Source organism: Aeoliella sp., assembly GCF_965227375.1.
GTDB lineage: Bacteria > Planctomycetota > Planctomycetia > Pirellulales > Lacipirellulaceae > Aeoliella.
Genome location: NZ_CBDDFX010000001.1, coordinates 2,772,085 through 2,792,096, shown reverse-complemented (window position 1 = coordinate 2,792,096; position 20,012 = coordinate 2,772,085). Strand labels below are relative to the sequence as shown.

The following is a 20,012-nucleotide window of genomic DNA, read 5'->3' as shown; positions in this document are numbered from 1 at the left end:
ACAACTACGCCGTCTTCTCCAAGCCGCTGTTCTGGTTCAGCTTGTTGTAGAGCGTCTTGAGGCTGATGCCGAGTTCTTCGGCCGCTTTGGGTTTGTTGCCATCGTGGCGGTCGAGCGATTGGTGGATGGCTTCCATCTCCAGTTCGCGTAACGTCATCGGGCCAAGTTGGGCCTTGGCGCCGGCATTGAGTTGGCGACGGTTGAAGTGTTGCGGCAGGTGCTCGGTATCGATGGGGCCCGCGTCGCACAGGATCGTGGCATGCTCGATCACGTTGGCCAGCTCCCGCACGTTGCCCGGCCAGACGTGGGCCTTGAGCGCTTGCACTGCACCGTCGGTTAGTTCGTGATCGAACGCCTTGCCCGACGGGCGGAACCTTCGCAGCAAGTGCCCGGCCAGTTGCGGAATGTCGTCGATCCGTTCCCGCAGCGACGGCAGGTGAATCTCAAACGTGTTGATGCGGTACATCAGGTCTTCGCGGAACTCTTCTTCGGCCACCATCTCTTCCAGGTTGCGATGCGTCGCGCATACCACGCGCACATCGACGGTGACCGTCTTATTTTCGCCCACCCGACGGATCTCGCGACTCTCCAACACCCGCAGCAGCTTCGCCTGCATGCTCTTGGGCAACTCGCCAATCTCGTCCAGGAAAATTGTCCCGCCAGCGGCCACTTCGAACAGGCCGGTGCGATGATCGTCTGCGCCGGTGAACGAACCCTTGGCGTGGCCGAACAGTTCGCTCTCGATCAACGTCTCGGGCAGCGCGCCGCAATTCACCGCCACGAACGGCTTGCCGGCGCGGGTGCTGTTTTCGTGCACTGCGCGGGCGACCAGTTCCTTGCCGGTGCCTGTTTCGCCGAGGATGAGCACCGTTGAGTCGGTCGGCGCCACCTTGGTGATCATCGTCTGCACCTGCTTCATGCCCGGCGTGTCGCCGATCAGCTTGGGCGTGCCTTCGATGTTCTTGAGCCGATGCACCAGTGCGTAGTATTTGTTGGTCAGCTCGCGCTTGTTCTGCACGCGCTTGAGCAGGGCTTCGAGCTCGACCATCGTGCACGGTTTGGTCAGGTAGTCGAACGCCCCGTGCCGCAGCGCGGCAATCGCCGTGTCGACGGTTCCCTTGCCTGTGAGCACGATGGCTTCGGTGCTGGGACAGAGGTCCTTGGCCTTGGCAATCACGTCGATGCCACTCATGCCAGGCATGTCGAGGTCGACCAGGATGCAGTCGAAGTTTTCCTTCTCCAGCGCCGCCGCGGCAGTGAGTCCGTCGGGGCAGACCGTGACCCGATGACCCATGAGCGGCAACTCGAGCTTCATAATTTCCTGCAGCGAACGCTCATCGTCCGCGAACAGCATGGTCAGCCCCTGAGGTTTGTCTTCGGATTTCATGGAGGTTCTAAGCGTTAAACGTCTGGCGTGAGGGAATGTAACTTACTCATGCGGCGTGGGCGAGTGGCGTGGCAGGTAGCGTGACCACGAACTGCGAACCTTGGTTCAGCCCTTCGCTGGTGGCGATGATGCGACCGCCGTGTTCGTTGACGATGCGATAGGTGATCGACAGTCCGAGCCCGGTGCCTTGCCCTCCTCGTCGGCGGGTAAAGAACGGTTCGAACAAGTGCTTGATCACCTCGTCGGTCATGCCGCAGCCCTGATCGCGAACCACGATGCGAGCTTCGCCACCCTCGCGATCGACGGCCACGGTTACCTCGCCGCCTTCGTCCAGGCTGTCGAGCCCGTTGGTGATCAGGTTCAGCACCACCTGCTTCATTTCCTGCGGATTAACGTCGGCAATCACGGGCTCGCCCGGCTCGAGCCGGACATGCTTGTTGTTGTACCGTCCCAGGTGCTGCAGCATCTCGATCACGCCGGCAACCAGGTCGCGTAGTTCGGTGGCGTGGCGTTTGGAGTCGCCCATGCGGGAGAAGTCGAGCAGCTTCTCCGTGATTTGTTTGCAGCGGAACGCTTCCTTCTGGATCATCTCCAGGTAGCTGATCACCACCGCACGTTCCGGCGAGGGCTCGTCGACGTCGTCGCCGAAAATTTGCTTCACGCGACCCTCGAGCGATTCGCTACACAAGGCGATCGATTGCAGCGGATTGTTGATCTCGTGCGCCACGCCGGCGGCCAGAAAGCCGACGCTGGCCAGTTGCTCGCTGCGTACCACTTCGCGAGTGCGGTCCTGCACCTGACGGTCGAGGTCGTCGCGCGTTTCCTGGAACCGAGCGGTCATGTCGTTCATGGCCACGGCCAACTCGCCCATCTCGTCACGAGTATCGAGCTCAATGCGGTGCTGAAAGTCGCCCGCCGCTACGCGGCGTGATCCGGCGACCAGGGTATGCAGTGGTCGAGCGATGGTCTTGCGGAACACGACAATCGCCATGCCCATCACCACGCCGGAGAGCACAAACGTGATCCACGCCAGTGGGATAGCAAAGCGATACTGAGTTTTCACTTCACCCGCCAAGCGCTGTAGCCGCTTGTGCAAGTGGCTGGGCAGTTCGCCAGCCAGTTGGCGAAGTTGATCGATCTTGCCTTCCAGCGTGGTCAGGTCGTCGTGCACCCAGTCTTCCAGCGGATGATCCTGCTCGAGTTGATCGAGCAGGGCTCGGATCTGTTGGATCGTGGCCCGCTCCGCTTGGTCGTCGCCAATGCGAGCCCCTGCCCTCCGGCTGTTGGCGTCCAGGCGATCGCAGTAGGAGTCGAGTGTCAGGGTGAACTCGTCGAACTCTTGTCGGTAGCGTTCTCGGAACACGGCCAACTGGGTCTCGTTCTTCGCTTCGAGTTGGTCCGACAGCTCCCCATCGCCCAGCGGCTGGATGTTGTGGAACTCGATTTCGTTGTGGCTATTGAGCCGCTGCTTGGCTTCGGCCAGGATCACGCGGAGGTTCCCAACGTGCGTGCTGAGTTGGTCGGCCAACGGAAGTTCCTGCGACCGCGCGCTCAGGCTCTTCACCAGACCGCGATAGGCGTACAGTCCGTACAGCGCAGCGCCGAACAACAGGCAGAGACTCACGGCCATCAAGCCGAGTCCTACACGAAGTTTCAGGCGTATCGGCCAGTGCGAGATCAACGGCGACCTCCTTGTCGCAACGACGAGCGTGGCGGCGGTTCCGGTCGCCGACCACGTAGTACGCGTCGTGGGCTCGTCCATGAGTCCACCAAGGCGAAGTGTACCAACGTTCGCCAAACAGCGGCAAGAACAGATTGCACAAGTGCTAGCAATGCTTCGGCGTTAAAGCGGTAACGCCCCTTAGTGCCGTACTTCCCGGCGCATCAAGTAGGCGCCGATTAGGAGTAGCACGAAATTACCCAGCCAGACGCACTGCGGCGGCAGGTTCCCCTTTTTGGCAGCCTCGACGGTGCCGATCAGCATGGGATAGTACACGATCAGAATCGGCATGAAGCAGGCGAAGAAGCTGGCCAACATCTCGCCTTTGCGGAGCCACACGGCCACGGGAATGCCCACCGCCACGAACGCCAGGCAGCTAAAGCCATTCGACCAGCGGCGGTATGGCTCGGTGTAGAAGCGGTTCAGGCGGTTTTGAGAGTGTTGAATCGCCCGCTCCTGCGACCGCCAGGCGTTGTCGGACAGTTCGTCAAACTCGCCAGTCAGCATGGCAAAAGCGGCTTCGGTGCTCATGTCCTGTTCAACTTTGCGAATCTTCTCTTGCTCTTCCTGCTTGGCGTCGCCAATTTCGGCCAACGCGTAGTCCGATGGGCTGCGGCGGCGATCCTTGAGATCCATCAGTTCGTCCAGGGAAAAATCCTGCTCGAACACGCCCGGCTGATAACCGCGAAAGACCTTCCCCTCAACTTCCGGGTTCCGCATCCGGATAGCTAGCTTGCCATTGTCGGTGTCCGCGGTAAACTCGGCAGACTCGGCCGTCAGTCCTTCCGGGACATCGCCCGGGTTCTTGATCAGAATCTGGGGACTGATCAGCGTGCGGCCCTCGACACCGGCAACGTGCATCGTGAAATCGCGGTACTCGAAACTTCCTCGCGTGCGCAGCTGGCCATAGGCGATTGCTTCCATCGATTCGAGGATCACCCGTTGTTGACCACGGCGGCCCCACGAGACGGCCAAGTCGTTCAGCCACACTGCGGTGAAACTCACCAATACCGACAACACCAGCGTAGGCCACACCATCACCATCGGCGAAATGCCCATCGATTTGACGGCCACCAACTCGTTGGAACTCGACATCCGGCCATACACGCCGGTTACCGCTAAGAGCAGCGCGCCGGGCAGCGTGAACTGCATTGCCTCGGGCAGGATGTAGGGCGTCAGTTGCAGCAGTCCGCCCAGCCCCAACCCCACGTCGACCGCTTTTTTGCCCAGCAGGCCCACGAACATCATCAGCGTCATCACGCCAAGCGTAATGAAGAACACCTTGAGCAGTTCGCTGAGGACGTACTTGGTAAGGATGCGCACAGCCGGGGGACCAATGCGGGGGAAATTCGAAGATAGAAGTGCTGGCGGGACTGTAGCAGGCCGCGCGAACTAAGAAAACGACAGTTCTCCGCGTGCTAGCACTACCGGCATCGGATCAGTACGCCCGCCGCGCCAGCTTACACCACGCTGTCTTCGTTGGTGGCCGAAGCGTCGTGGCGACGAACCTCGTCCATCAGCGTACGAATGGCCTGGGCGTAGAGTTGGATCGCCCGGGTGGGCTCCTTCGCGTCCCCCGCCTTTTGCGCCTCGCTGCACTGCTGGTGAAACGCCGACCAGTTGATGTCGTCGCAGCCATGAAGTGGCGAATGCTCGGCGTGCTCGAGTTCGGCCAACTCGCGGCACAAACCGGCCATTTCCACGGCTGTGGTTGCCGGATGGCTCTCGTAGTGGCGATAGGGTCCGTTGCCGTAAGGACCTCCCAACTCGTGGTACGCCTGCGGCCCAGCGGTGCCGCCGAAGATCCATCCGAATAGCTTACCGAGCCATGACCGCTCGTTCTTGTCATCGCAGCAAGCAGGCTTGCCGTTTTCGGCGCACACCTGGGTGTTGTCGCCTGCCACTTGCGCCACGATCACGGTGATGTTGTCGGGCCCACCACGCAGGTTGGCGATATCCACCAACGTGGCTGCCGCCTCCTGGGGCTCCAGGCTCTGCAGCAATGTGGCAATCAGGTCATTATCCACCACGCCGGTCAGCCCGTCGCTGCACAACAGGAATTTGTCGCCGGGGCACACGTCGTACGGCCCTTCGAGGTCGACGTTCACCATCGGGTGCGGACCCAGCGAGCGGGTGATCACGTTCTTGGGAATGCAGGCCGGCACGTTCTCGTCGGCCGTATCGCTGGCCGCGGCCATTTCCCACACCAGGCTGTGGTCGAACGTCAACTGCTCCAGATCGTTGCAACGCAAACGATAAACGCGGCTATCGCCCACGTGAGCGATCAAGGCCGCGTTGGGCAGCAGCACCAGGCAACTGCACGTGGTGCCCATGCCGTTGAACTCGGCGGCCGATTGGCCTTTGTCGAAGATCAGCTTGTTCGCTTTGTGTACGGCTTGTCGCAAGGCAGCAGGCGGCGTGAGCGAACGTAGTTTCTGATACGTGTGCGGCACATTGTCGACGGCCAACTTGCTGGCAAGCTCGCCCGCCGCGTGCGCGCCCATGCCGTCGGCCACCATGAAGAAGTGCCCCCGCGACTGCCATTGCGGCTCTTCGGACTTGGCCACCGCCATCGCATCCTGGTTATTCGCCCGCCGCATGCCCAAGTCGGAAAGGGCTGCGTGGTGGACCTCGAAGGTGCTCACGTCGGGAGAAATTGTCTTGGGGATGGTCATGGACAAGAGGAACTGAAATGGCGGTCGGGCAGAGACCTTGGATGCTATCAACCATCTTAACCGCTTGACGTGCAAAGTGATAGCGAACCACTTTTTACAGCGTCCTGAGGGGCCGTAGCGGTCTTCCGCGGCCAAATTTCACAGCACGCAACGACGGGTATTGCTAGCACACCATTCGCTCTGGCAGCGAATCGCAACTGGCCGCTATACTCCGCCGCCCTGATCCTGGTGGCGTTTTCTTCTCCCCCTGCGACTTGTCGATGCACAAGAGTAAGCACTGCACCAACGGCCAACACTCGCCGAAGCCGCGTGCTGCGCAGTTGCTGCTGCTGTTGTTGGTGTTGATGACAACCACGGGTTGCGTGCGACGTCGGCTGACCGTGCGAAGCAATCCACCCGGTGCGTTGGTCTATGTAGACAACCAGGTGATCGGCACCACGCCCTGCTCGGTCGACTTCACTTACTATGGCACGCGAGAGATTCGCCTCATCAAGTCGGGCTACGAGACACTCACGATCAACCAACCGATCCCGGCGCCCTGGTACCAGGTGCCGCCGCTCGACTTCATTAGCGACAACTTCGCAATGCACAAGATTCGCGATAACCGTACCGTGAGCTTCAACCTGCAGCCGCAGATGATGATTCCAACGGAAGAAGTGATACGCCGCGGCGAGGAACTTCGCAGCCGCACGATGTCGGGCCAGGTGATACCAGCCTCGGGCAATGTGCCGCCGGTGATGCCGGAGCCGGGCGTACCGAACACTGGCTCGCCGTTCGTAGGCAGCCCCTCGATGCCGCTCGCACCACCAGGTGGATTCAGCCCGCAAACGATGCCGCTGAATCAACCGTCTCCAGCACCGCCGAGTTCGTTTCCGTAGGCTGATTTCCGACGAGGCGTAGCTCGTCAGCTATTGCTTAACTTGCATTTTGCAATTCTCAATTTGCATTCTGCAATTTGCAGTTCCTACTTCACGATGCTGGGATTCAACGCACCACCGATAATGCGTCCTGGTTCACGCGCGATCTTGTCGGTGAAAACTTTGATGTTGTAGACGATGGGCTCCAGGTCGGTGTGTACGCGTTCGTTGACGTTGTACACCAGCACATTGGCGTTACGCAGCAAGAGATCGACATCGTTGCTCAGCTTCTTATCGCGGACCAACCGCCCCAGCAGGCCCTCGCCTTGGTTCAGCGAGGCGGCGAAGCGCGACATGTCCTTCATCACGATGTCGAGGTTGTCGACGGACGACAGCAAGAGGTCACTGATCTCCTCGCCCTGCTCGCCCAAAGGCGCTGTCAGGCCTTCGATGTGCCGCAAGTTGCGATCGGCGCTAGCGATCACCTGGTCGAAGTTGGCCAGCGTCTGCCCTGCACCCTGCAACGTAGTCCGCGCATCGGTCATCAGGCCGGGGAACTCCCGCAGCGCGCCGCTCAACTGGCCGCGCAGTTCCTCGTCGGCTAGTAGCTGGTCGAAGTTGTTCGTCGTGCGGCGGAAATCCTGCAGTGTGAGCGTCGCCTCGTCGAGTACTTGGGCGATCCGTGTGCCACTGATGTCTTCGCCGAGAGCCTGGTTCATCTTGTCGGCCAGGATGGCCACCTTCTCGCCCGCTTCGCCCAGCTTCTCGATCGACGGGCCGAGATTCTGATTCAACTTGGTAATGGCGGTCAACGGGTCGTCGGTCACTGTTCCCTCGACGACCGATCCAGCCAGAATCGGCTTGCGGCTGTCGCCGGCAGGTTGAGGCGGTGCAAACATGGCCCCTCCGTCGGGATCTTCGATCACCGGCTTGCGGGTGAACGTCACTACCGCGTCGCCGAAGATGCTAGACGGTTCGACCTGCGGCTTGTCGTTTTCGTAGATCACCACATCGCGATTGATACGCACCTTGAGCAGCACGCCTGTATCGGTCCACTCCAATTCCGATACGCGTCCCACCAACACGCCATCCTTTCGCACCGGCGTGTTCACCGCCACGCCGGGAGCGCTCGGCACTTCGATTTGGATTTCGTAACCGCGGCTGCTAAACGGCGAGGCGGCCGGGTTGTTGATCACCAGCAGGATGCCCAGGAAGGTGATGGTAAACAGCACCACCCAGCCCACCCGGCGTTGCATTCTTCGTTCGTCCATGATCGCTTACTCCGTGCTCATCGCTCTTGCATCGCGCTGAGCATACGTGAGGATTCGTGGCTTTCGCGCATCTCCTGCAAGCGTTCGCCTGCTTCGCCTCGGAGGAACTGCGCAACGCGTTTGTCTTTGCACCGCTCGATCTCATCGGTGGTGCCGTCGAAGATGACCTGCGACTGCTCCTTGCCCAGTCGGGCCAGGGGGTACAGCATCACGATGCGGTCGGCCAGCTTCAATGCGCTGGTCATGTCGTGAGTGACCACGATGCTGGTGACGTCCGATTGCTCCCGCGTACGAATGATCAATTCGTTGATCACGTCGCTCATGATCGGATCGAGTCCGGTGGTAGGCTCGTCGTACAGCAGGATCTCCGGCTCCATGATGATCGCTCGAGCCAGGCCCACCCGCTTCCGCATTCCGCCCGACAGTTCGGCTGGGCGTTTTACCATGACGGTCGACGGCAAACCGACCATCGCCAGAGCGTCGCGGACTTGGTGGTAGGCTTCCTCCTGCCCTATCCGGCGGTGCTCGCGCAATGGGAATGCCACGTTGTCGGCGATGGTCAAACTGTCGAACAGCGCGGCGTTCTGAAACACGAAACCATAGCGCGTTCGTAAGGCGGTAAGCTGCTTGTCGTTCAGCGTATCGATCGATTGTCCGTCGTACACCACGTGGCCCGCGACGGGCCGGACCAATCCGATGAGCGATTTGAGGAGTACGGTCTTGCCGCAACCGCTCTCGCCTATAATGGCCAGCGTTTGCCCGCGCGGCACCTCAATGGTCACGTTCCGCAGCACCGTTTGCCGCCCGAACCGAACGGTCAGGTCGCGCGCGGCGATGAGCGGTTCGGTAGATCGCGTTTTCTTGGCAGACTCGCTCATAGTGCATACTCCGGCCAAATGAAGTAATACACATTATCCAGCGCGATGCTCAGCAGTAAATCAAGCACCAGGATCACGACGAACGACTGCACGAACGCCGCCGTGGATGCACGCCCTACGCCTTCGGCGCCCGGCAGGCAGTTGAAGCCGCGATAGCAACTCAGGATGGCGATCGCGGCGCCGAAGAAGATGCTCTTGAACACCCCGTACAGCAGGTCCCAGTTGGCGTCGGCGTAGCGAGCGTTGCTTACGTAGTAGAACGAGTCGATCTCCAACACGTAGGTGCAGTAGAAACCACCACCCACCACACCCATGAACACCGCCATGATGGTGAGCGAGGGGATCATGAACAAGCAAGCCAAGAATCGCGGCACCACGAGATACCGTATCGGGTTCGCGCCCATCGCCACCAGGGCGTCGATCTGCTCAGTAACGCGCATCGTGCCGAGTTCGGCGGCCACGGAGCTACCAACCCGACCCGCCAGCATGGTGGCCGCCAGCACGGGGCCGAGTTCGCGGAACATCGAGCGGTTGATCACCGCACCGAGTTGCGTTTCGAGCCCGAACGCGCGGAACTGGGAATACGATTGCACCGCCAGCACCATGCCGATGAACGTTCCGGTGAGCGCCACGACCGGCAAGCTGCGAACGCCAATCTGGTAGAACGCAAAGACCAGCGTGTCCTTGCGCGGCAGCCGGGTGAACATCCAGACGAACGTCTGCCAGGCGAACAGCGTGATGTCGCCCACCGACTCGACCCACGCCAGGGTGATCTCACCGATATCGGCAACGCCCTCGGACAACCGGCCAAAGAACCCGGGCGGGCGACGATCGATGCTAGCGGAGCCAGTGGACATGGGAAACGTTTCGCGTTGGGGGGAAGTCGCGATACGAAGACCACCGCGCGCACGCGCAGGCCTTCAGGTTCTTCTTCGTCGCACCAAGCGGTGCGGCTTGAGTCGATTTTAACGATTGCGCAAAGCTTAGCGAGTGCTAGCAACGACAACACCAGCATCTACACGGACGCTAAAACTTGGCAACGACGGGACGATCCAGGTCCGAATAGGGATAAACTCCTGCAAACTTGAGCTTATCAATGAGCTTCGCCCCGCCACACAGGCGCGCATACTCCATCTCGCAAGGGAACACTTCGATAACTGCAAGCAAACCGAATTCCTCGCGATGTCCCTCCTCCAAGAATTCATGCTCGATTCCATAGGCATCGAAGATCATACACTTTCCTCCCACGGACTCCATATTCTCAGGAAACTCACACGTCTCAAAAGGATTCAATGTCGCATTTGCGCTGTAAGGCGCGATTTGATTCAGGAGCGCATTGATTGAACGATGTGCCTTGCCAAAACCTGACGACTCATCCCTGGCCTTCTCGAGGTCCAGCTCGCAACGGGTAAACATGACTAGTTCGTACGACTCGAAAAGCTTGTTCGAGGAACCTTGACCAGGCAATTCGCACAGCTCTTTTGTGGCGATAGCGGTGCCTTTGACGCCGTTGGGATAGTAGTACAGATCGAGCCCTCCCCCTATCGCGTAGGGGATCAGCGCATGCATCACGATGTCGTGCATCTCGCCCAGCAAGTCGACCATGATTTCCGACTTGCGATCGTCCCATTTTCGAGCAAGTGCCTCGTCGCGGTTGTCGTTCATAGCAATCCCCCTCTATCCGTTTTGAGTAGTAGTAGCCCGGCCCCGCGGCATCCCACAATCTCGGAAAGTATATGGCAATGGGGTGACAAACACCACGACTTAAGATCTCTATGCCAGATGCCTAACCAGCCACTCGACGAGAAAGGCGATCGAGAAGACTACGAGCACCAGCACCGTTAGTACGATGGCCGAGAGCGGCACCAAGAATGGAATCCAGATGCCGATCACCAACCCCAAGATGGCCGCCAGCCGTATTGCCAACCCCCGCCAACGCCGCGCAGTTCGATCGTATTCGGCAGCGGACCGCGCGGTGCCATGTTCCGCCGCGCCTTGCGTGTAGCCGCCATCCTCGATGAACTCAAGCAACACCTGCGATACCCTGGTGAACACCAACAAGTGCACCACGATCCAAGCCAGCAGTATCGAAAGAGCGGCGGCAATGCTGGCCGTGGGCGACATCCGGGTGAATTCGCGAATCCACACCAGGATGAACAGCGCAATGCCGAGCCCAACGAAACTCCACTTCCGCTCCAGCGGCTTGCGCACCGGCTGTAGCGCGACCTCGTCGAGCGGATCGTCATCGCCATCGGACTCATCGAAGGGAGATTGGGGCTCGGACATGCATCGCATTGTACCGTAGCCGAAACCTCGTGGCATCCAAGATTCGCCAGGCGCGAACTGCATGAAAAAACCCCGCGACTGAAAACAGTCGCGGGGTTTTGAGTTTTAATCTTCTCTTAGGGATGAACCTACTCGTCGCCGCCTTCGGACTCCTCCGAATCGCCTTCGCCACTCACACCGGCGGCGACCGGCTCGGGCTCGGTCGGTTTGAGGCTCTTGCCTTCGAATACGAGTTGCTTCTTGTCGCCGACCTTCTTGATCTCGACCTCCACGGTGTCCTTGCCGGCGAACTCGCCCTTCAGCAGCTCTTCGGCCAGCGGGTCTTCGACGTAGGTCTCGATGGCGCGACGCAATGGGCGGGCGCCGAAGTCGGTGTTCGAACCCTTCTTGATCAGGAACTGCTTGGCCTCTTCGGTGAGCACCAGTTCCAGGCCCTTCTCGGCCAGGCGTTTGGTGATCTTCGAGAGTTCGAGGTCGACAATTTGTTGCAGGTCCTTGTTCTGTAAGTGACGGAACACGATCACGTCGTTGCAGCGGCCGATGAACTCGGGACGGAAGACCTTCTCGATCTCGTCGTGCACGCGAGTCTTCATCGAATCGTACGAAGCGTCGTCGTCCGGCTTCTGGAAACCAAAGGCCGATTCGTTCTTGATCGCTTCGGCGCCGGCGTTGGTGGTCATGATCAAGATCACGTTGCGGAAGTCGACGTTGCGACCGAACGAGTCGGTCAGGCGGCCTTCTTCCATGATCTGTAAAAGCATGTTGAACACTTCGGGGTGGGCCTTCTCGATTTCGTCGAGCAAGACCACCGCATAGGGCCGGCGGCGAATTTGCTCGGTGAGCTGGCCACCCTCTTCGTAACCGACGTAGCCAGGAGGCGCACCGATCAGTCGGCTGACGTTATGCTTCTCCATGTACTCGCTCATGTCGATCTGGATCAACGCTTCGTCGTCGCCGAACATGAACTCGGCCAAGGCCTTGGCGAGCAGCGTCTTACCAACACCGGTCGGCCCGGCGAAGATGAACGCGCCAGTAGGCCGTTTGGGATCCTGCAAACCACTGCGGCTGCGACGGACCGCCTTGCTGATCGCACGAATCGCTTCGTGCTGGCTGATCACACGCTGGTGGAGTTCGTCCTCCATGTGCATCAACCTCAGGCTGTCTTCGGTGCTCATGCGAGTGAGCGGAATGCCGGTCATCTTCGAAACGACTTCGGCGATCACGTCTTCATCGACCACACCGCCGTTCTCGCGCGACTTCTCCCGCCATTCCTTGTGGATCTGCTGCTTCTTCTTCTTCAGCTTGTCGGCTTGGTCGCGAAGCGCGGCGGCCTTCTCGAAGTCCTGGCTGGCAACCGCTTCTTCCTTCTGGTTGTTCAGCGCCTCGACTTCTTCGTCGATCTCCTTCAGATTTGGCGGCTTGCTCATGCTCTTCAGCCGCACACGAGCGCCCGCCTCGTCGATCACGTCGATCGCCTTGTCCGGCAGGCAGCGGCCTGTGATGTAACGATCGGAGAACTCGACGGCCGATTGAATCGCGTCGTCGGTGATCTGCACGCGGTGGTGCTCCTCGTAGCGGTCGCGAAGACCCTTGAGGATTTCGATCGTGTCCTCAGGCGAGGTCGGTTCGACCAGCACTTCCTGGAACCGGCGGGCGAGCGCCGAGTCCTTTTCGATGTATTTGCGGTACTCATCGAGCGTCGTGGCGCCGATGCACTGGATCTCGCCACGCGCCAGGGCGGGTTTCAGCACATTCGAGGCGTCGATCGCACCTTCGGCGCCACCGGCGCCGACCAGGGTGTGCAGCTCGTCAATGAACAGGATGGTATTCTTCGCGCGGCGAACTTCGTTCATCACCGCCTTGATGCGCTCTTCGAACTGACCACGGTACTTGGTGCCGGCGACCATCATCGCCAGGTCGAGCACCACGATTCGCTTGTCCAAAAGCAACTCAGGCACGTCGCCATCGACGACGCGTTGGGCGAAGCCTTCGACGATGGCCGTCTTGCCAACGCCCGCTTCGCCGAGCAGGACAGGATTGTTCTTCGTGCGGCGGCAGAGCACCTGAATGGCTCGCTCGATTTCCTTGGCACGACCAATAACCGGGTCGAGCTTCTTCTGGCGTGCGAGTTCCGTCAGGTCGCGACCAAAGCTGTCGAGCGCGGGGGTGCGGCTGCGGTTGCCCTTCTTGCCACCTTCGCGGCCTTCGCCTTCCTCTTCGCCACCCGAAGGAGCGCGGCCACCACGTTCGCCTTCGCCACCTTCCAGACCGTGGCCCAGCAGGTTCAGCACTTCGTCGCGAACTTCCTCGAGTTTCAAGCCGAGATTCATCAACACCTGAGCCGCCACGCCTTCTTGCTCTCGCAACAAGCCCAGCAGGATGTGCTCAGTGCCAACGTAGTTGTGGTTCAGGTTACGAGCCTCTTCCATCGAGTACTCGATCACCTTCTTGGCTCGTGGTGTTTGCGGCAGCCGGCCCATGGTCACCATGTCGGGACCGCTCTGCACCAGCTTCTCGACCTCTAAGCGGATCTTCCGCAGGTCGACGTCCAGGTTCTTCAGCACGTTGGCGGCCACACCGCTGCCCTCTTTAATGAGGCCCAGCAGCACGTGCTCGGTGCCGATGTATTCGTGGTTGAACCGCTGCGCTTCCTGGTTCGCTAATTGCATGACCTTGCGGGCGCGGTCGGTAAATCGTTCGTACATGCCTATCTCCGTTGCTGTGATCGAAGGGTCTGGGTCGCTCGATCGGGGCTACAGCGTCGTGTGATTTCTATGGAAAAGTCTTGTTAGGTGGGCCAACGTCTAAACGACGATCGTTAGGTCTCTTCGTTATCGCCAAGGATGCGGTTGAGTTCCCGGCGGATGTCATCGGGCGTTACGCCGCGATTGACCATCGCTTGTATTGCAACGCTTTCTTGGTCTTCCAGCAATCCCAACAACAAATGCTCTGTCCCGACGTACTCGTGGTTGCGCTTCATGGCAGCTCGGTGAGCGTTCTGCAATGCTCCGCGTGCTGAGTCGTCGAAACGTTCGTACATGCCGTTACGGGCTCCTGGTTAGTGGGGCAATCCGGGCGAAGGAAGCAAACCTGCGGAATTCTAGGCACGCGAGTACCAATAATCCAATCGCAGTCTCTTATACGGTGATTTAGGCTGCCTCGTTCGTTTGGTCGGTTTGGTCGATTACGTTAGTCGGCGTCGCCGTGGCGAAATTCAGCTCTTGTTCTATTTCGTATTGCCAGGATGTGGCGGCGTCGAGTCGAGCGATTCGGCCCAGTCGCCTCACCGCGTGGCGGTTCCGCCCCAGGTGTCGCCACAGGGTGGCAAGTAGTAGTTGTGCCTCGATGTCGTTCTTGTTTACTTTTATCAACTCGAGCAGCGTTCGCTCGGCGGCGATCCAATCGCCTGCCAGGTACGACCGCTGGGCGGCCATTAACTGCTGGTCGGCTTCGGCCTGCTGCTTGGCAAGTCGCTCGGCCTGCGGGTCGGGCCGGTCCTCTTCGGCGGCCTTGCGGCGCTCTGCCTGACGGCGAAGCTCTCCACGTGTCTCCCACAGCGCGGCAATCCACAGCGCGAGCAAAGCTGCCCCGCCTACCCATTTTGCCCTTGGCTCCATCAGCTCGGGCCATATAAATAGGTTGACGATGGCGAGGTTCACTAGCGCAGTAAATCCTATCGCGAGTGCCAAACCCGCCCAAGACCCCTCGACCCACAGGTGGGGGAGTCCTGGCCACAGGTAGGCCAGCCAGGGAGGGCGTTTTTTCGGCTCTGGCGACGGCAAAGCAAACCCATTCATCCGTTTGTCCCGCGCCGCCACCGAATTGGTGTCACCCACCTGGCTGGTAAGTCCGCCAAAGTGTAGGTCCGCGCTTGGACGATTCAAGACAACTCGATTAATAGCCACAACTTACGACCAGCGTGCGCTGCCGCGCAATGGCCCTGGCCCCACGAAACGACACAACCCCACGCTGCCTGCCGGAGCGGTCGGTACGTATTATGAGGAAGATAACGCCTCGGCCGCCACGCGGCGAGATCGATTGATGCTAGCGGCGCGAGAGGTGAGGATTCTGGGGTCGGGGATCAGGGATAAGAATATGGCGAGCCGGTAGTATCAGTGCACGGAGTAAGCCGCTGCCACTAGTGTCCAAATAGCTGACGACCTCAGTGTCGTCGGAAAACCCAATGAACCACACCAACACCTCCACGCTCCGCATCCTCGATGCCGCGCTGAACCGCGCCGGCGAGGGATTGCGCGTCGTCGAAGACTACCTGCGGATGGTGCTGGACGATGGACACCTGGCGGGGCGTGCAAAATCGCTGCGACACGACCTTTCCACAGCCGCTGCGGGGCTCGAGGCAACCGATCGCTTGGCCGCACGGGACACTTTGGGCGACGTCGGCACCCAGAACACCACCCCCAGCGAAAACTCACGCGGCACGGCGCACGACGTGGCGGCTGCCAGTTTCCGTCGGGTGGCCGAGGCGCTGCGGACCATCGAAGAGTACGCCAAGTTGCTGGACACTCCGCTGGCCGGCCAATGCGAGTCGTTGCGTTATCAACTGTATACCCTGGAGAAAGCGGCCGGACTCACCGCGGATGCTCAGGAGCGACTTGCCGATGGAAAGCTCTATGTGCTGGTCGACGGCCGCGAGTCCGAGGCAGCGTTCGGCGAATTGGTCGAGTCGCTCGTCACTGCCGGCGTGGGAGCGATTCAGTTGCGCGACAAATCGCTCGACGACAGCACGCTCCTCGCCCGCGCCGAACAGTTAGTCGCCGCGACACGAGGCTCCACGACTTTGGCCATCGTGAACGACCGTGCGGATATCGCCATGGCCGCGCGTGCCGATGGCGTGCACTTGGGCCAGGAGGACATGAGCGTGGCCGCCGCGCGGAAGGTGGTCGGAACGCACATGCTGATCGGTATTTCGACGCACAACATTCAGCAGGCGCGGCAGGCGGTGCTCGACGGAGCCAATTACCTGGGCGCGGGGCCGACGTTCGCCAGCACTACCAAACAGTTCACCGAGTTCGCCGGGCTCGACTTCTTGCGCGAGGTCGCCAGCGAGATTTCGCTCCCCACCTTCGCCATCGGCGGAATCACCACGGAGAACCTGCCACAGGTGCTGGCCAGCGGCATCTCGCGGGTGGCAGTGGCGGGTGCTGTCACTGGTGCCAAAAGTCCCGCGGAAGCTGCGAAACTACTGCAAGAAGTCCTCGCACATTCGACTCCAGCTAAAGCAGCATCTGGAGTATGATAGGCGAACTTGAAGAGGTGCTGGGGCGGAGAGCGGGTCGATCCCTCCGACGACACGTAGGTCCTCGGTTATTGGCCCTGGGGTAGAGTGCGTTTTGGTCATTCGTCATTTAGTCATTCGTCTCTGAGTTCATATGCTTCATCCCGTGATTATGGCCGGCGGTTCCGGCACTCGATTCTGGCCTGCTAGCCGCAGCATGTCGCCCAAGCAACTGCTGTCGCTGGTGCCCGGCGGTACGATGATCGCCCAGACGGTCGGGCGACTCGGCGACTTGGCGCCGCCAGAGAACTGTCTGGTAGTGACCAACGCCCGACTGGTGGACGCGGTGCGCGAGCAGCTTCCCGAGTTGCCGCCCGAAGCCGTGGTCGGCGAGCCGGCCAAACGCGACACCGCTCCCTGCATCGGCCTGGCTGCATTGCTCGTTACAAAAGTTGCAAACGATCCGGAGGCGATCATGGCCGTGATGCCGGCCGACCATGTGATCGATCCGCCCGAAGCATTCCAGGACGCCGTGCGTCAGGCGGTGGAGTTGATCGAGGCCAACCCGGCGGTGATCGTCACCTACGGCATCAAACCGACCTACCCGGCCGAGATCTTTGGGTACATTCATCGCGACGTGCCGATGGCCCTGTCGACCGACGAGTCGCTCGCGCCGGCCTACCACGTGAAGGAGTTCCGCGAAAAGCCCGATGCCGAAACGGCGGCCGAGTACCTCGAGTCGGGCGACTACTACTGGAACAGCGGCATCTTCGTATGGCGGGCATCGACCATTCTCGACGCGCTGCGCGAGCACCAACCCGCGATGTACGCGCACCTGGAGAAGATTGCCGACGCGTGGGGCACCAACCAACAGCAGGAAGTGTTCGAGCGAGAGTTCACCGCTATCGAAGGCATCTCGATCGATTACGCGGTGATGGAGCACGCCGAGCAGATCGTGGTGATCGAAGCGCCATTCGAGTGGGACGACCTGGGCGGCTGGCAGTCGCTCTCTCGCCGGCTCGGCACGGACGACGAGGGCAACACCATCGTCGGCCGGCACCTGGGCCTAGGCACATCGGGCACGATTGTCCGCTCGTCGGATGACCATCTGGTGGTGACGCTCGGCCTGGAAGACTGCATCGTGGTCCACACACCCGACGCCACGCTGGTAGCCAACAAACACGACGAAGAGTCGATCCGCAAGATTGTCAAAGAGCTCGAATCCCTCGGCTGGCACGAGCATTTGTAAGAGCCGCTCGCTAGCCCTGCCCGGTATAATGGAGTAACCATGAATCGACGCGAATTCCAACTCGGACTCGCAGCGCTACTGGCCGGCGGCGCGGCTCCCTTTGCGCGCGGCGAAGGACAGCCGAAGCGTCGGCGAGGACTGCCCAACGTAAAGTCCTCGACTTCCGGCGGTCAGCAGTTCTGGGGCGACGTCCGCTACCACGCCGGCTACCGCATCCAGCAGCACGCGCTCACCGGGCATCACAGGTTACTCGACCCCGACTACCAGCGCATCGCCTGGGGCATGCTTAGTTCGTGCGAGGCGGCGCTCCGCGACATTCGCCAGGAGCAACCGGAACTAAAAAATTCACCCACCGCGGTGGTGTTCCTGCATGGTTTGTTCCGCACACGCTGGAGCATGTCGCGGATCGCAGAGCGCGTGGGCAAAGAGACTGGCTGGCAGCCGATCGTGCTCGGCTATCCCTCGACGCGCGGCTCGGTGGGCGACCACGCCAAGATGCTCGCCAAAACGATCAATCACTTGGACGACGTCCAGCAGATTCACTTCGTCGCCCACAGCCTGGGCAACTTGGTGATTCGCTACTGGCTAGGCAATAAGGCGCACCAAAACGTGTGGGGCCGAAGCGGAAGGAAAATCGGCCGCATGGTGATGCTCGGCCCGCCGAACCACCGCCCGTCACTCGCCCAAACGCTGGTACCGATCGACGCCAACCACATCATCGCCGGCGAGGCGGGCCTCGAATTGCAGAACGATTGGGAGAAGCTCGAGCCGAAACTGGCGACGCCATCGTTCGACTTCGGCATATTGGCCGGCGGCACCGCCGACGGTGCGGGGCACAACCCGCTAATCCCGGGCGACGATGACATGATCGTCGGCGTGGACGAAACGCGTCTGACCGGCGCCCGCGACTTCCGCGTGCTGCAGGTGATCCACGCCACGATGATGGACGAAGACGTCACCCAGGAGATGACCGCTCGATTCCTGCAACACGGCTACTTCGAATCGCCAGAGGCCCGAGCGCCGCTGGAGCCGAAGGAAGAGCAGGTCTCGCAAGCCGCGCCTCCGCAAACCGAGTAGCCATTTGGGTGCCTGGGGTCGAGTGCAACGAGCCCCCAGCAGTTACTGCAGCTTTGCTACTGGGGGCTCGCGGAGCTCGTCCCCCAGCCACCCAAGCAGCTGGCTCATGTTCGCCTGCCCAAACGACATTCGTAATTCTGCGTGACACAACTCCATGGCCCAACGTATCGCTGGCATCGACTACGGCACCATTCGCATTGGCATTGCCATTGCCGATCTGTCGGTGGCGATTGCCTCGCCGCTGGAGATCTACCAGCGACAAACGCCGGAGGTCGACGCGAAGTATTTCCGCAAGTTGGCCAAGGAAGAAGCGCTGGTGAAGTTCGTGGTGGGCTTGCCGGTCCACCTGAGCGGCGAGGAGAGCCAGAAGTCGTTCGAAGCCCGCCAGTTTGCTAAGTGGCTCACCGAGACCACCGAGCTGCCGGTCGACCTGTTCGACGAACGTTACACCTCTGCCGAAGCCGAAGAAATGCTACAAGCGGCCAACTTGACAAAGAAACGCCGCAAAGCCAAGCTCGACGCCTTGGCCGCGCAGATCATGCTGACCGCCTATCTGGAAGCGGGGGCGAAGAGTGAAGAGGAACCGGGTTCGTTAGGTTAGGATGAACATGGCACCCCAACCCCGCCGGCGTTTAGCCAGATGGTCGCTCCGCACTGCGCTCTTGGTGGTAACCGCGATCTGCTTGTGGCTCGGATGGCACATGCCGAAGGTTCGGACGCAACAAGCGGCCGTCGAGCAATTGGAGAACGCAGGTGTTCGCATCGAATACCGTTCGCCAGGCTCGTTGGTTCCCGACTGGATGGTGCAGTCGTTGGGCCGAGATCACTTTTCATCGCCGGTGGGGGCGAGCTTATCTACAGAGAACGTTGATTTCAGGGACTACAAACAGCTTGCAGCCCACTTGCGCCGACTTCCCGATCTCCGCTGGCTGGAAATCACTGACACCTACTCTGGCGTCGAAGAACATCAGCTTCAGGAACTTCTGACGGGACTGGATCAGATTCAGCGCATCAAAATCGCCGACGTGCATTACTCCAATCTCACTCGAAGGGCTTTACTGCCACTGGCGAAGTCCACGAACCTCATCGACATGGAACTGAGTTGGGGCTCGCATCATCTTAGCCCTGAGTGTTTCTCGCTGGTGGCTGAGATAGATTCACTGAAGACGGTGAGCCTTCCATGGCATGCGACGAAAGAAGCCACTCGATTGTCGCAAATGCGCGGCGATTTGAATGTAGAAGTACAGCCGACGCCGAAGTGGACTTTTGCCTATAGGCGTAGACCTCCCGATCCCGCCGAAAGATCATATTGGAAGGCGTTCGGGGACAGCGCCGAGGACGATTGACGGTTCGAAATGCGAGAGGTTTCCTCACGT

General features: G+C 60.4%; 18 protein-coding genes. 6 read left to right on the top strand and 12 right to left on the bottom strand.

The window, feature by feature from the left end:
• Positions 1 to 4: 4 nt before the first annotated feature.
• From ACQK2L_RS11405 to ACQK2L_RS11390, 4 genes are all read right to left on the bottom strand, one after another.
• Positions 5 to 1,360, bottom strand: coding sequence for a sigma-54-dependent transcriptional regulator (locus tag ACQK2L_RS11405; RefSeq protein WP_425397436.1), 1,356 nt, complete (start codon positions 1,358 to 1,360; stop codon positions 5 to 7).
• Between the two features lie 73 nt (positions 1,361 to 1,433).
• A complete protein-coding gene (locus tag ACQK2L_RS11400) occupies positions 1,434 to 3,068 on the bottom strand; it encodes a sensor histidine kinase (RefSeq protein WP_425397090.1) in 1,635 nt (544 codons plus the stop codon).
• Positions 3,069 to 3,248: 180 nt separating this feature from the next.
• Positions 3,249 to 4,430 carry an LptF/LptG family permease gene (locus ACQK2L_RS11395; RefSeq protein ID WP_425397089.1) on the bottom strand — a complete coding sequence of 394 codons (1,182 nt, stop codon included), beginning with the start codon at positions 4,428 to 4,430 and terminating at the stop codon, positions 3,249 to 3,251.
• Between the two features lie 137 nt (positions 4,431 to 4,567).
• Positions 4,568 to 5,782, bottom strand: coding sequence for a PP2C family protein-serine/threonine phosphatase (locus tag ACQK2L_RS11390; protein WP_425397088.1), 1,215 nt, complete (start codon positions 5,780 to 5,782; stop codon positions 4,568 to 4,570).
• 260 nt (positions 5,783 to 6,042) lie between these two features.
• Between ACQK2L_RS11390 and ACQK2L_RS11385 the strand changes: the two genes are divergently transcribed.
• Complete coding sequence (locus ACQK2L_RS11385; protein ID WP_425397087.1) at positions 6,043 to 6,660, top strand: PEGA domain-containing protein; 618 nt, start codon at positions 6,043 to 6,045, stop codon at positions 6,658 to 6,660.
• Positions 6,661 to 6,746: 86 nt separating this feature from the next.
• Here ACQK2L_RS11385 and ACQK2L_RS11380 read toward each other — a convergent pair whose 3' ends face one another.
• The 8 genes from ACQK2L_RS11380 to ACQK2L_RS11345 all read right to left on the bottom strand — a co-directional run bounded on the left by ACQK2L_RS11380 (position 6,747) and on the right by ACQK2L_RS11345 (position 14,958).
• Positions 6,747 to 7,910, bottom strand: a complete 1,164-nt coding sequence (locus ACQK2L_RS11380; RefSeq protein WP_425397086.1) for an MlaD family protein — start codon at positions 7,908 to 7,910, stop codon at positions 6,747 to 6,749.
• 17 nt (positions 7,911 to 7,927) lie between these two features.
• Complete coding sequence (locus tag ACQK2L_RS11375) at positions 7,928 to 8,788, bottom strand: ABC transporter ATP-binding protein (protein ID WP_425397085.1); 861 nt, start codon at positions 8,786 to 8,788, stop codon at positions 7,928 to 7,930.
• On the bottom strand, positions 8,785 to 9,645 hold the full coding sequence (locus ACQK2L_RS11370; protein WP_425397084.1) for an MlaE family ABC transporter permease: 861 nt from the start codon (positions 9,643 to 9,645) through the stop codon (positions 8,785 to 8,787). Before ACQK2L_RS11370 ends, ACQK2L_RS11375 begins: the two co-directional genes overlap by 4 nt.
• A gap of 169 nt (positions 9,646 to 9,814) precedes the next feature.
• Positions 9,815 to 10,453, bottom strand: a complete 639-nt coding sequence (locus ACQK2L_RS11365) for a hypothetical protein (protein WP_425397083.1) — start codon at positions 10,451 to 10,453, stop codon at positions 9,815 to 9,817.
• Positions 10,454 to 10,561: 108 nt separating this feature from the next.
• Positions 10,562 to 11,074 carry a hypothetical protein gene (locus tag ACQK2L_RS11360; RefSeq protein WP_425397082.1) on the bottom strand — a complete coding sequence of 171 codons (513 nt, stop codon included), beginning with the start codon at positions 11,072 to 11,074 and terminating at the stop codon, positions 10,562 to 10,564.
• A 128-nt stretch (positions 11,075 to 11,202) separates the two neighbouring features.
• Positions 11,203 to 13,779: an ATP-dependent Clp protease ATP-binding subunit gene (locus ACQK2L_RS11355; RefSeq protein WP_425397081.1), complete on the bottom strand. Its 2,577-nt coding sequence runs from the start codon at positions 13,777 to 13,779 to the stop codon at positions 11,203 to 11,205.
• 113 nt (positions 13,780 to 13,892) lie between these two features.
• Positions 13,893 to 14,114: a Clp protease N-terminal domain-containing protein gene (locus ACQK2L_RS11350; RefSeq protein ID WP_425397080.1), complete on the bottom strand. Its 222-nt coding sequence runs from the start codon at positions 14,112 to 14,114 to the stop codon at positions 13,893 to 13,895.
• 109 nt (positions 14,115 to 14,223) lie between these two features.
• Entirely contained in the window at positions 14,224 to 14,958 is a 735-nt protein-coding gene (locus ACQK2L_RS11345) for a tetratricopeptide repeat protein (protein WP_425397079.1), read from the bottom strand.
• Positions 14,959 to 15,257: 299 nt separating this feature from the next.
• On the opposite strand from ACQK2L_RS11345, the gene ACQK2L_RS11340 reads away from it, so the two are divergent.
• From ACQK2L_RS11340 to ACQK2L_RS11320, 5 genes are all read left to right on the top strand, one after another.
• Positions 15,258 to 16,331: a thiamine phosphate synthase gene (locus ACQK2L_RS11340; RefSeq protein ID WP_425397078.1), complete on the top strand. Its 1,074-nt coding sequence runs from the start codon at positions 15,258 to 15,260 to the stop codon at positions 16,329 to 16,331.
• Positions 16,332 to 16,464: 133 nt separating this feature from the next.
• Positions 16,465 to 17,559, top strand: coding sequence for a mannose-1-phosphate guanylyltransferase (locus ACQK2L_RS11335; RefSeq protein ID WP_425397077.1), 1,095 nt, complete (start codon positions 16,465 to 16,467; stop codon positions 17,557 to 17,559).
• 39 nt (positions 17,560 to 17,598) lie between these two features.
• Entirely contained in the window at positions 17,599 to 18,636 is a 1,038-nt protein-coding gene (locus ACQK2L_RS11330; RefSeq protein ID WP_425397076.1) for an esterase/lipase family protein, read from the top strand.
• Between the two features lie 154 nt (positions 18,637 to 18,790).
• Complete coding sequence (ruvX, locus tag ACQK2L_RS11325) at positions 18,791 to 19,237, top strand: Holliday junction resolvase RuvX (protein ID WP_425397075.1); 447 nt, start codon at positions 18,791 to 18,793, stop codon at positions 19,235 to 19,237.
• Positions 19,238 to 19,244: 7 nt separating this feature from the next.
• Positions 19,245 to 19,982, top strand: coding sequence for a hypothetical protein (locus ACQK2L_RS11320; RefSeq protein ID WP_425397074.1), 738 nt, complete (start codon positions 19,245 to 19,247; stop codon positions 19,980 to 19,982).
• The last annotated feature ends 30 nt before the right edge of the window (positions 19,983 to 20,012 follow it).